The organism is Vibrio navarrensis, assembly GCF_015767675.1.
Lineage (GTDB): Bacteria > Pseudomonadota > Gammaproteobacteria > Enterobacterales > Vibrionaceae > Vibrio.
The window spans coordinates 344169-357091 of record NZ_CP065217.1; the positions used below are offsets into that span (position 1 = coordinate 344169).

The following is a 12923-nucleotide window of genomic DNA, read 5'->3' on the forward strand; positions in this document are numbered from 1 at the left end:
GATGACAGATGAGGTCACTTAATTATAAGTGGCCTTTTTTTATATCTGTTTTTTATATCTCTAGTGTTTTTTCTCGCATAACGGCCAATCTCATCCATGCTTATTGAGAAACTAATTCATAGTCAGACAGGGGCAAAGATGACCATTACTGAGCTACGGAATTTATTCAGAGAGAAGCAATTGGTTGAGGCGATTATTGAGCCATCGATTCAGGAAGGAAGTTGGGTAGTGGAGTTTCGCCATGCACGTGGCGGTTTTGTGTTGCTCACCGATAGTCATGGCGGTGAATGTCTTTATGATGATTTGGATGAGGCTTCCAAATCCGCTCTCGCAGTTGGCTTTCAGCAAGTCAGAGTCGAAGGCCGCTAGCCTCTTTTTGCCTTACTTCCAAAAAGTTATAAAACATGCTCATCTATTCTTTCTTGTTATTAAGAGGAGTGGTTAATCTATCGTCACGCAATGAATAAGGAAGTCGTGACAATGTCTTCAGGAAACACCAAACCAAAAGAGCTCGCTGGGCTTGCAAGCCCAATCAACGACTCGCAGCTAAACCAGCTGCAACAAACGATTTCACAACTCTCACCTCAGCAAATGGCTTGGGTGAGCGGTTATTTCTGGGGGCTTAGTCAGTCTCAGACGCTAGGCGCTTCAGCGCCGTTGACTCAGGCAACTGCACTGACCGCGGCAAAACCTGCAGGTAAACTGACCATTATCTTTGCTTCGCAAACTGGTAACGCTAAAGGCGTGGCGGAAGCTTTGGAGCATGAAGCGCAGGCTGCTGGCATCGCGGTACAACTGTTTGATGCCAGTGATTACAAAGGCAAAGATCTGGCGAAAGAAACGCACGTGATCTTTGTCGCTTCAACCAATGGTGAAGGCGAAGCGCCGGACAACGCGCTGGAGCTGCATGAATTCCTGCAATCGAAAAAAGCGCCGAAACTGCCCAACCTGCAATACGGTGTAATTGGCTTGGGTGACTCGAGCTATGAGTTCTTCTGTCAAACTGGTAAAGATTTCGATGCTTTCCTTGAAAAACTGGGTGCGAAACGCTTTATCGAACGCGTAGATTGTGATGTGGACTACGATGCGCCTGCTGCCGAGTGGCGCGCTAAAGCATTAGAAAGCGTCAAAGAAGCCTTGGTGAGCAGTCAAGCGCAAGTGGTTCAGCTTCCTGTTGGTCACGCTGCGACTTCTCACTCTCAATACAACAAACAAAATCCTTACACGGCGACATTGCTAACCAGCCAGAAAATCACGGGGCGCGATTCGGGTAAAGACGTGCGTCACATCGAAATCGATTTGGCGGACTCGGGCCTGACATATCAACCGGGCGATGCGCTGGGCGTATGGTATGAAAACAGCGCGCAGTTAGCGAATGTGGTCGCAGCGGCGGTAGGGCTGTCTGGTGTTGAAAGCGTCGAAGTTGACGGTGAGAGTTTATCGCTGCACAGCGCACTGGTGAGCAAATACGAAATTACCGGGGCGAATCCGCAGTTCGTCACTAAGTTTGCCGAGCTCTCTGGCAGCAAGAAACTGCAAAAGCTGGTGGAAGACAAAGACAAGCTACGCGAATACGCGGCGAACACGCAAATTGTCGATGTGTTAAAAGAAAAGAAAACCAAGCTCTCGGCGGAGCAGTTGATTTCTCTGCTGCGTCGACTCACGCCACGTCTGTACTCTATCGCATCCAGCCAATCGGAAGTGGATGAAGAAGTACACTTGACGGTTGGCATCGTGGAATACGATGTGGATGGTGAAGTGCGTCAAGGTGGGGCATCCAGCTATTTAGGTCAACGCCTAGAAGAAGGCGAGACGGTGAAAGTGTTCATCGAGCACAACAACAATTTCAAACTGCCTCAAGACGATTCCACGCCAGTGATCATGATTGGTCCGGGTACCGGCATTGCGCCGTTCCGCAGCTTTATTCAAGAGCGTGACAATCGCGGCGCCGACGGTAAGAACTGGTTGTTTTTTGGCGATCGCACCTTCACGCAAGATTTCCTCTACCAAGTGGAATGGCAGAAATACCTCAAATCAGGGATTTTGACGCGTTTGGATGTGGCCTTCAGCCGTGACCAGCACGAAAAAGTCTACGTGCAACACCGAGTGTTGGAACAGGCCGAGCAGGTTTGGCAGTGGCTGCAAGATGGTGCCTACGTTTACATCTGTGGTGATGCAACGCGCATGGCGAAAGATGTCCATGAAGCGCTTCTCGTCGTCGCGCAGCAACAAGGCGGCCTATCACGTGAAAAAGCAGAAGAATATTTCAATGAGCTTCGTAAAGCGAAACGTTACCAGAGGGATGTGTACTAATGAGCAGCAAGATTGAAAACAACGTACAGGAAGTCCTTGGCGAAGTGCTCGGCTCGCTTTCTGATAATGAACGTCTCAAGCGCGAAAGTAATTTTCTACGCGGTACGATCGAACAAGATCTGCAAGATCGCATTACGGGCGGATTTACCGCCGATAACTTCCAACTGATCCGCTTCCATGGCATGTATCAGCAGGATGACCGCGACATTCGCAATGAACGTACCAAACAAAAACTGGAGCCGCTGCACAATGTGATGCTGCGTGCTCGTATGCCAGGCGGCATCATCCAGCCAAAACAGTGGCTGGCGATCGATAAGTTTGCGACCGAACACTCGCTGTATGGCAGTATCCGTCTGACCACGCGACAAACTTTTCAGTTCCATGGTGTTCTGAAACCGAACATTAAACTGATGCACCAGACACTCAACAGCATCGGTATCGATTCGATTGCGACCGCGGGTGACGTAAACCGTAACGTACTATGTACCTCAAACCCGGTGGAATCTGAGCTGCACCAAGAAGCGTACGAGTGGGCAAAAAAAATCAGTGAGCATCTGCTGCCAAAAACGCGCGCTTATGCCGAAATCTGGCTGGATGGTGAGAAAGTTGAAGCCACCGATGAAGAACCGATTCTGGGCAGCAACTATTTACCACGTAAATTCAAAACGACCGTGGTGATCCCGCCACAAAATGACGTGGACGTGCATGCCAACGATCTTAACTTCGTGGCGATTGCGGACAACGGCAAGCTGGTTGGTTTTAACGTGCTGGTGGGTGGTGGTCTGGCGATGACGCATGGTGACACCTCGACTTATCCGCGTCGCGCGGATGACTTCGGTTTTATCCCACTGGATAAAACGTTAGACGTGGCTGCTGCCGTGGTGACAACACAACGCGATTGGGGTAACCGTTCAAACCGTAAGAACGCGAAAACCAAATACACGCTGGATCGTGTTGGCGTTGATGTCTTTAAAGCGGAAGTGGAAAAACGCGCAGGCGTCACTTTTGCTGAAAGCCGTCCATACGAGTTCATCGAACGCGGGGATCGCATCGGCTGGGTAGAAGGCATTGATGGTAAGCATCACCTGACGTTGTTCATTGAAAACGGCCGTCTGTTGGATTTCCCAGGCAAGCCGCTTAAAACTGGCGTGGCGGAAATTGCCAAGATTCACCAAGGCGATTTCCGTATGACGGCAAACCAGAACTTGATCATTGCCGGTGTGCCAGCCGATCAAAAAGCCGCGATTGAAGCATTGGCAGTCTCGCATGGTTTGATGGATAGCAGTGTCAGCGAGCAGCGTAAGAATTCGATGGCGTGTGTGGCGTTCCCAACCTGTCCGTTGGCAATGGCTGAAGCCGAACGCTTCTTGCCGGAGTTTGTCACTCAGGTCGAAGGTATTCTGGAAAAACACGCGCTGCCAAAAGAAGAGAACATCATTTTGCGTGTCACCGGTTGTCCGAACGGTTGTGGCCGCGCGATGCTGGCTGAAATCGGTCTCGTGGGCAAAGCGCCTGGCCGCTACAACCTGCACTTAGGCGGCAACCGAGCGGGAACGCGTGTGCCGAAGATGTATAAAGAGAACATCACCGATAAACAGATCCTGGAAGAAATTGATACGCTGGTGGGCCGTTGGGCGAAAGAGCGTGAGGCGGGTGAAGGGTTTGGTGATTTCACTATTCGTACCGGCATCATCCAAGAAGTGATCGTGTCTAAGAGGGACTTTTATGCCTGAGATCGTCTCAGCTCCGAATTTGGCGGAGTTGCTAACATTGACTAAGGTGGAGCAAACGCTCGGCTTGGCAGAAGTTAACGCTTATCTGGAAACGCTAACGGCGCAAGAGCGTGTCGTTTGGGCGCTGGAAAACCTGCCGGGTACTCATGCGGTCTCTTCCAGCTTTGGCATTCAGGCTGCGGTGATGCTGCATTTGGTGACGTCAGTCGACAAAGACGTCCCAGTGGTCCTGACCGACACGGGCTATCTGTTTCCAGAAACCTACCAGTTTATTGACCAACTGACGGAGCGTTTGGATCTGAATCTGAAAATCTACACTGCAGAAATATCGTCAGCGTGGCAGGAAGCGCGTTTTGGTAAATTGTGGGAACAGGGTGTGACGGGGATTGAGCAATATAATCGCCTTAATAAAGTCGAACCGATGCGCCGCGCGCTGCAGGAGCTTGAAGTCGGCACCTGGTTCTCGGGTTTGCGTCGTGAGCAATCTAAGTCGCGTGCGACCTTACCGATTCTTGCGGTACAAAATGGCGTCTTCAAATTCCTTCCGGTGATCGACTGGAGCAACAAAGATGTGCACTATTACCTAAAAGACAACGATCTTCCTTATCACCCGCTTTGGGATCAGGGTTACCTGTCAGTCGGTGATACCCATACCACCCGTAAGTGGGAACCGGGAATGAGTGAAGAAGAAACTCGATTCTTTGGTTTAAAGCGAGAATGTGGGCTGCATGAAGAATCTCCTGAGCAAGACGGTTCAGGTATCTAATGTGACTAATATAGAAAAAGCCGCGTCAGCGGCTTTTTCTATATATAAAAGGGCGACTCACCGCGATCGAAGGGCTAAAAAGAATAACTCTGTGGATAAGTTGTACGCATCCTTGGGGTAAAGTTGGATAAATAAGGATTTGAGCGCCAATTCGCCACTTAAGCGTTATTTTTGTATTTTTTAATAAAAAGCGCTTGCCAATGTGATCGCAATCTCTATAATGCCACTTCGCTGACACGGCAAGGCTCCATAAGGAACCAAGGCAAATCAGCAAGGCATTTTAGCCAGGTGATAAACCTGAAAAAAGTTTTGAAAAAAGTGGTTGACACAAAAACTTAACTCGCTAAAATGGCCGCCTCTTCCACGGTGACTCAGTCACTGAAGCAGGAAGAAAGCTCTTTAACAATATAAACCTATCAATCTGTGTGGGCACTCGTTGATGATAATCCAAAAGATTTATCAATGAACTGAGTGACCAATTTGATACTTCGGTATCGAGCACAGTCAATTCAAGTTTTCTAGGAACTAGCTTCTAGGGACTAGAAACTTATCAGTATTCATTGAGCCGAAGCGTAAGCTTCAAAAAACTTTTAATTGAAGAGTTTGATCATGGCTCAGATTGAACGCTGGCGGCAGGCCTAACACATGCAAGTCGAGCGGCAGCACAGAGAAACTTGTTTCTCGGGTGGCGAGCGGCGGACGGGTGAGTAATGCCTGGGAAATTGCCCTGATGTGGGGGATAACCATTGGAAACGATGGCTAATACCGCATGATGCCCTTGTTTATAATGAACAGGGGCCAAAGAGGGGACCTTCGGGCCTCTCGCGTCAGGATATGCCCAGGTGGGATTAGCTAGTTGGTGAGGTAAGGGCTCACCAAGGCGACGATCCCTAGCTGGTCTGAGAGGATGATCAGCCACACTGGAACTGAGACACGGTCCAGACTCCTACGGGAGGCAGCAGTGGGGAATATTGCACAATGGGCGCAAGCCTGATGCAGCCATGCCGCGTGTGTGAAGAAGGCCTTCGGGTTGTAAAGCACTTTCAGTAGGGAGGAAGGTGGTAGTGTTAATAGCACTGTCATTTGACGTTACCTACAGAAGAAGCACCGGCTAACTCCGTGCCAGCAGCCGCGGTAATACGGAGGGTGCGAGCGTTAATCGGAATTACTGGGCGTAAAGCGCATGCAGGTGGTTTGTTAAGTCAGATGTGAAAGCCCCGGGCTCAACCTGGGAATTGCATTTGAAACTGGCAAACTAGAGTACTGTAGAGGGGGGTAGAATTTCAGGTGTAGCGGTGAAATGCGTAGAGATCTGAAGGAATACCGGTGGCGAAGGCGGCCCCCTGGACAGATACTGACACTCAGATGCGAAAGCGTGGGGAGCAAACAGGATTAGATACCCTGGTAGTCCACGCCGTAAACGATGTCTACTTGGAGGTTGTGGCCTTGAGCCGTGGCTTTCGGAGCTAACGCGTTAAGTAGACCGCCTGGGGAGTACGGTCGCAAGATTAAAACTCAAATGAATTGACGGGGGCCCGCACAAGCGGTGGAGCATGTGGTTTAATTCGATGCAACGCGAAGAACCTTACCTACTCTTGACATCCAGAGAATCTGGCGGAGACGCTCGAGTGCCTTCGGGAGCTCTGAGACAGGTGCTGCATGGCTGTCGTCAGCTCGTGTTGTGAAATGTTGGGTTAAGTCCCGCAACGAGCGCAACCCTTATCCTTGTTTGCCAGCGAGTAATGTCGGGAACTCCAGGGAGACTGCCGGTGATAAACCGGAGGAAGGTGGGGACGACGTCAAGTCATCATGGCCCTTACGAGTAGGGCTACACACGTGCTACAATGGCGCATACAGAGGGCGGCCAACTTGCGAAAGTGAGCGAATCCCAAAAAGTGCGTCGTAGTCCGGATTGGAGTCTGCAACTCGACTCCATGAAGTCGGAATCGCTAGTAATCGTGGATCAGAATGCCACGGTGAATACGTTCCCGGGCCTTGTACACACCGCCCGTCACACCATGGGAGTGGGCTGCAAAAGAAGTGGGTAGTTTAACCTTCGGGAGGACGCTCACCACTTTGTGGTTCATGACTGGGGTGAAGTCGTAACAAGGTAGCGCTAGGGGAACCTGGCGCTGGATCACCTCCTTATACGATACGGATAGTTTGCTTCTGCTTTTTTTAAAGCGGAAACAAATAAGTCGCGATGAGTGTTCACACAGATTGATGGTTTTGAAGCGCAAGCTTCGAGCTGTTATTGCTCTTTAACAATTTGGAAAGCTGACAAAACAAACCTTGTCTTTAATCGATAAGCGTTTGTTTGTAAAGTTCTCAATGTTTGTCTTTAAGACAAACACCAACAAACACATTCAAGTGTTCTTGGGAATGTCACTGTATAGTGACGATTCAAAATTGAGTCCGGCAAATCAATGCTATCTCGCTCATTCAAATAATGAGATAGCGAACCTTGGTTGTTTAACGCAAAGACCCTTTCGGGTTGTATGGTTAAGTGACTAAGCGTACACGGTGGATGCCTTGGCAGTCAGAGGCGATGAAGGACGTAGTAACTTGCGATAAGCGGTGATGAGGCAGTAACAGCCACTTGAGTCACCGATTTCCGAATGGGGAAACCCACTGGCATAAGCCAGTATCGCTGCATGAATACATAGTGCAGCGAAGCGAACCGGGAGAACTGAAACATCTAAGTACCCCGAGGAAAAGAAATCAACCGAGATTCCGAAAGTAGCGGCGAGCGAAATTGGATTAGCCCTTAAGCTTTACATGCGTTAGACGAATGGTCTGGAAAGGCCAACGATACGGGTGATAGTCCCGTAGTCATAGGCGCATGTTCAGTGAAATCGAGTAGGGCGGGACACGTGTTATCCTGTCTGAATATGGGGGACCATCCTCCAAGGCTAAATACTCCTGACTGACCGATAGTGAACCAGTACCGTGAGGGAAAGGCGAAAAGAACCCTGTGAGGGGGTGAAATAGAACCTGAAACCGTGTACGTACAAGCAGTAGGAGCACCTTCGTGGTGTGACTGCGTACCTTTGTATAATGGGTCAGCGACTTAATGTTAGTAGCAAGGTTAACCGCATAGGGGAGCCGTAGGAAACCGAGTCTTAACTGGGCGTATAGTTGCTAGCATTAGACCCGAAACCGAGTGATCTAGCCATGGGCAGGTTGAAGGTTGAGTAACATCAACTGGAGGACCGAACCGACTAATGTTGAAAAATTAGCGGATGACTTGTGGCTAGGGGTGAAAGGCCAATCAAACTCGGAGATAGCTGGTTCTCCCCGAAAGCTATTTAGGTAGCGCCTCGGACGAATACTACTGGGGGTAGAGCACTGTTAAGGCTAGGGGTCATCCCGACTTACCAACCCTTTGCAAACTCCGAATACCAGTAAGTACTATCCGGGAGACACACGGCGGGTGCTAACGTCCGTCGTGGAGAGGGAAACAACCCAGACCGCCAGCTAAGGTCCCAAATTACAGCTAAGTGGGAAACGATGTGGGAAGGCTTAGACAGCTAGGATGTTGGCTTAGAAGCAGCCATCATTTAAAGAAAGCGTAATAGCTCACTAGTCGAGTCGGCCTGCGCGGAAGATGTAACGGGGCTAAGCTGTAAACCGAAGCTGCGGCAATGTGCTTTAGCACATTGGGTAGGGGAGCGTTCTGTAAGCCGTTGAAGGTGTGTTGTAAAGCATGCTGGAGGTATCAGAAGTGCGAATGCTGACATGAGTAACGACAAGGGGGTGAAAAACCTCCCCGCCGGAAGACCAAGGGTTCCTGTCCAACGTTAATCGGGGCAGGGTAAGTCGACCCTAAGGCGAGGCCGAAAGGCGTAGTCGATGGGAAACGGGTTAATATTCCCGTACTGCTTATAATTGCGATGGGGGACGGAGAAGGCTAGGTGGGCCAGGCGACGGTTGTCCTGGTTCAAGTGCGTAGGCTGAGTGTTTAGGTAAATCCGGATACTCTTAAGGCTGAGACACGACGTCGAGCTGCTACGGCAGTGAAGTCATTGATGCCCTGCTTCCAGGAAAAGCCTCTAAGCTTCAGATTATAAGCAATCGTACCCCAAACCGACACAGGTGGTCGGGTAGAGAATACCAAGGCGCTTGAGAGAACTCGGGTGAAGGAACTAGGCAAAATGGTACCGTAACTTCGGGAGAAGGTACGCTCTTGATGGTGAAGTCCCTCGCGGATGGAGCTGACGAGAGTCGCAGATACCAGGTGGCTGCAACTGTTTATTAAAAACACAGCACTGTGCAAAATCGCAAGATGACGTATACGGTGTGACGCCTGCCCGGTGCGGAAGGTTAATTGATGGGGTTAGACTTCGGTCGAAGCTCTTGATCGAAGCCCGGTAAACGGCGGCCGTAACTATAACGGTCCTAAGGTAGCGAAATTCCTTGTCGGGTAAGTTCCGACCTGCACGAATGGCGTAATGATGGCCACGCTGTCTCCACCCGAGACTCAGTGAAATTGAAATCGCTGTGAAGATGCAGTGTACCCGCGGCTAGACGGAAAGACCCCGTGAACCTTTACTACAGCTTGGCACTGAACATTGACCCTACATGTGTAGGATAGGTGGGAGGCTTTGAAAACGTGACGCCAGTTGCGTTGGAGCCGTCCTTGAAATACCACCCTTGTATGTTTGATGTTCTAACGTTGGCCCCTCATCGGGGTCGCGGACAGTGCCTGGTGGGTAGTTTGACTGGGGCGGTCTCCTCCCAAAGAGTAACGGAGGAGCACGAAGGTGGGCTAATCACGGTTGGACATCGTGAGGTTAGTGCAATGGCATAAGCCCGCTTAACTGCGAGAATGACGGTTCGAGCAGGTGCGAAAGCAGGTCATAGTGATCCGGTGGTTCTGAATGGAAGGGCCATCGCTCAACGGATAAAAGGTACTCGGGGATAACAGGCTGATACCGCCCAAGAGTTCATATCGACGGCGGTGTTTGGCACCTCGATGTCGGCTCATCACATCCTGGGGCTGAAGTCGGTCCCAAGGGTATGGCTGTTCGCCATTTAAAGTGGTACGCGAGCTGGGTTTAGAACGTCGTGAGACAGTTCGGTCCCTATCTGCCGTGGGCGTTGGAAGATTGAAGGGGCTGCTCCTAGTACGAGAGGACCGGAGTGGACGAACCTCTGGTGTTCGGGTTGTGTCGCCAGACGCATTGCCCGGTAGCTAAGTTCGGAATCGATAACCGCTGAAAGCATCTAAGCGGGAAGCGAGCCCTGAGATGAGTCTTCCTGATACTTTAAGTATCCTAAAGTTGTTCGAGACTAGAACGTTGATAGGCAGGGTGTGTAAGCGCTGTGAGGCGTTGAGCTAACCTGTACTAATTGCCCGTGAGGCTTAACCATACAACACCCAAAGGGTTTTGGTGGACTCGATACAAGAACGAATTGAATGTGTTGAAAAGAACTTAAACAGCTTTCCGAATTATTCTCTAGAAATAGAGAGAAAGAATTTGCTTGGCGACCATAGCGTTTTGGACCCACCTGACTCCATCCCGAACTCAGAAGTGAAACGAAACAGCGTCGATGGTAGTGTGGGGTCTCCCCATGTGAGAGTAGAACATCGCCAGGCTCCTATTTATTTTCACTTTTTCAAAAAGTGAAGACAAAAGGTTCGACTTGTCTTTAAGTAGATAAGTCACCATAAAGTTTTAAGCAAAAAGCTTAGAGTTTTATGTTGACTTACAGAGTCAATAGCGTATCATACGCGTCCTGCCTAAGTGCTAAGGTGCTGAAAGCAAAGCTCTTTAACAATATAAACCTATCAATCTGTGTGGGCACTCGTTGATGATAATCCAAAAGATTTATCAATGAACTGAGTGACCAATTTGATACTTCGGTATCGAGCACAGTCAATTCAAGTTTTCTAGGAACTAGCTTCTAGGGACTAGAAACTTATCAGTATTCATTGAGCCGAAGCGCAAGCTTCAAAAAACTTTTAATTGAAGAGTTTGATCATGGCTCAGATTGAACGCTGGCGGCAGGCCTAACACATGCAAGTCGAGCGGCAGCACAGAGGAACTTGTTCCTTGGGTGGCGAGCGGCGGACGGGTGAGTAATGCCTGGGAAATTGCCCTGATGTGGGGGATAACCATTGGAAACGATGGCTAATACCGCATGATGCCCTTGTTTATAATGAACAGGGGCCAAAGAGGGGGACCTTCGGGCCTCTCGCGTCAGGATATGCCCAGGTGGGATTAGCTAGTTGGTGAGGTAAGGGCTCACCAAGGCGACGATCCCTAGCTGGTCTGAGAGGATGATCAGCCACACTGGAACTGAGACACGGTCCAGACTCCTACGGGAGGCAGCAGTGGGGAATATTGCACAATGGGCGCAAGCCTGATGCAGCCATGCCGCGTGTGTGAAGAAGGCCTTCGGGTTGTAAAGCACTTTCAGTAGGGAGGAAGGTGGTAGTGTTAATAGCACTGTCATTTGACGTTACCTACAGAAGAAGCACCGGCTAACTCCGTGCCAGCAGCCGCGGTAATACGGAGGGTGCGAGCGTTAATCGGAATTACTGGGCGTAAAGCGCATGCAGGTGGTTTGTTAAGTCAGATGTGAAAGCCCGGGCTCAACCTGGGAATTGCATTTGAAACTGGCAAACTAGAGTACTGTAGAGGGGGTAGAATTTCAGGTGTAGCGGTGAAATGCGTAGAGATCTGAAGGAATACCGGTGGCGAAGGCGGCCCCTGGACAGATACTGACACTCAGATGCGAAAGCGTGGGAGCAAACAGATTAGATACCCTGGTAGTCCACGCCGTAAACGATGTCTACTTGGAGGTTGGGCCTTGAGCCGTGGCTTTCGGAGCTAACGCGTTAAGTAGACCGCCTGGGAGTACGGTCGCAAGATTAAAACTCAAATGAATTGACGGGGGCCCGCACAAGCGGTGGAGCATGTGGTTTAATTCGATGCAACGCGAAGAACCTTACCTACTCTTGACATCTACAGAATCCTGCGGAGACGCGGGAGTGCCTTCGGGAACTGTAAGACAGGTGCTGCATGGCTGTCGTCAGCTCGTGTTGTGAAATGTTGGGTTAAGTCCCGCAACGAGCGCAACCCTTATCCTTGTTTGCCAGCACGTAATGGTGGGAACTCCAGGAGACTGCCGGTGATAAACCGGAGGAAGGTGGGGACGACGTCAAGTCATCATGGCCCTTACGAGTAGGGCTACACGTGCTACAATGGCGCATACAGAGGGCGGCCAACTTGCGAAAGTGAGCGAATCCCAAAAAGTGCGTCGTAGTCCGGATTGGAGTCTGCAACTCGACTCCATGAAGTCGGAATCGCTAGTAATCGTGGATCAGAATGCCACGGTGAATACGTTCGGGCCTTGTACACACCGCCCGTCACACCATGGGAGTGGGCTGCAAAAGAAGTGGGTAGTTTAACCTTCGGGAGGACGCTCACCACTTTGTGGTTCATGACTGGGGTGAAGTCGTAACAAGGTAGCGCTAGGGGAACCTGGCGCTGGATCACCTCCTTATACGATACGGATAGTTTGTTTTTACTTTTTAAAGTGAAGATAAATAAGTCGCGATGAGTGTTCACACAGATTGATACGGTTTAGATTAGAGCATTTAGTGGGGCTATAGCTCAGCTGGGAGAGCGCTTGCATGGCATGCAAGAGGTCACCGGTTCGATCCCGGTTAGCTCCACCATTGTCCCGTTCGTCTAGAGGCCTAGGACACCGCCCTTTCACGGCGGTAACAGGGGTTCGACTCCCCTACGGGATACCACGGGTCGTTAGCTCAGTCGGTAGAGCAGTTGACTTTTAATCAATTGGTCGCAGGTTCGAATCCTGCACGACCCACCATTCCTTCCATTGGGAATTAAAATCAAGAAATGGGGCTATAGCTCAGCTGGGAGAGCGCCTGCCTTGCACGCAGGAGGTCAGCAGTTCGATCCTGCTTAGCTCCACCATTCTTGAATAAATGGGCGATTAGCTCAGTTGGGAGAGCACCTGCCTTACAAGCAGGGGGTCACTGGTTCGAACCCGGTATCGCCCACCACTCTTTAAATGTTTTTGTGTCACCAAATGAAGCCTCCTCTTAATGTGGATGGTGGTTTTTTCGACGATGAAAG

The 12923-nt window shown here is 50.2% G+C and carries 4 protein-coding genes, 5 tRNA genes and 4 rRNA genes; all 13 read left to right on the forward strand.

Going from position 1 to position 12923, the window contains the following annotated elements; translation table 11 throughout:
* Positions 1-138: 138 nt before the first annotated feature.
* Positions 139-369: a hypothetical protein gene (locus tag I3X05_RS01530; protein ID WP_045569740.1), complete on the forward strand. Its 231-nt coding sequence runs from the start codon at positions 139-141 to the stop codon at positions 367-369.
* A 90-nt stretch (positions 370-459) separates the two neighbouring features.
* A complete protein-coding gene (locus tag I3X05_RS01535) occupies positions 460-2313 on the forward strand; it encodes an assimilatory sulfite reductase (NADPH) flavoprotein subunit (RefSeq protein WP_193158010.1) in 1854 nt (617 codons plus the stop codon).
* On the forward strand, positions 2313-4046 hold the full coding sequence (gene cysI, locus I3X05_RS01540) for an assimilatory sulfite reductase (NADPH) hemoprotein subunit (protein ID WP_045569738.1): 1734 nt from the start codon (positions 2313-2315) through the stop codon (positions 4044-4046). Before I3X05_RS01535 ends, cysI begins: the two co-directional genes overlap by 1 nt.
* Positions 4039-4812 carry a phosphoadenylyl-sulfate reductase gene (locus I3X05_RS01545; RefSeq protein ID WP_045569737.1) on the forward strand — a complete coding sequence of 258 codons (774 nt, stop codon included), beginning with the start codon at positions 4039-4041 and terminating at the stop codon, positions 4810-4812. Before cysI ends, I3X05_RS01545 begins: the two co-directional genes overlap by 8 nt.
* A gap of 591 nt (positions 4813-5403) precedes the next feature.
* A 16S ribosomal RNA gene (locus I3X05_RS01550) occupies positions 5404-6960 on the forward strand.
* Positions 6961-7312: 352 nt separating this feature from the next.
* Positions 7313-10185: ribosomal RNA gene (locus I3X05_RS01555) — 23S ribosomal RNA — on the forward strand.
* 110 nt (positions 10186-10295) lie between these two features.
* A 5S ribosomal RNA gene (gene rrf / locus I3X05_RS01560) occupies positions 10296-10411 on the forward strand.
* A 367-nt stretch (positions 10412-10778) separates the two neighbouring features.
* Positions 10779-12324, forward strand: a 16S ribosomal RNA gene (locus tag I3X05_RS01565).
* Together the 16S, 23S and 5S rRNA genes with 5 tRNA genes alongside form the textbook arrangement of a ribosomal RNA operon.
* A 99-nt stretch (positions 12325-12423) precedes the next feature.
* Positions 12424-12499, forward strand: a tRNA-Ala gene (locus I3X05_RS01570).
* Positions 12500-12501: 2 nt separating this feature from the next.
* Positions 12502-12577 (forward strand) — tRNA-Glu (locus I3X05_RS01575).
* 1 nt (position 12578) lies between these two features.
* Positions 12579-12654: transfer RNA gene (locus tag I3X05_RS01580), tRNA-Lys, on the forward strand.
* A 31-nt stretch (positions 12655-12685) separates the two neighbouring features.
* A tRNA-Ala gene (locus I3X05_RS01585) sits at positions 12686-12761 on the forward strand.
* Between the two features lie 13 nt (positions 12762-12774).
* A tRNA-Val gene (locus tag I3X05_RS01590) sits at positions 12775-12850 on the forward strand.
* Positions 12851-12923: the final 73 nt, after the last annotated feature.

Bases quoted from the DNA above. Each gene is read 5' to 3' on its own strand.
- I3X05_RS01530 (WP_045569740.1), top strand. From the start codon at position 139: ATGACCATTACTGAGCTACGGAATTTATTCAGAGAGAAGCAATTGGTT.
- I3X05_RS01545 (WP_045569737.1), top strand. From the start codon at position 4,039: ATGCCTGAGATCGTCTCAGCTCCGAATTTGGCGGAGTTGCTAACATTG.
- I3X05_RS01535 (WP_193158010.1), top strand. From the start codon at position 460: ATGAATAAGGAAGTCGTGACAATGTCTTCAGGAAACACCAAACCAAAA.
- cysI (WP_045569738.1), top strand. From the start codon at position 2,313: ATGAGCAGCAAGATTGAAAACAACGTACAGGAAGTCCTTGGCGAAGTG.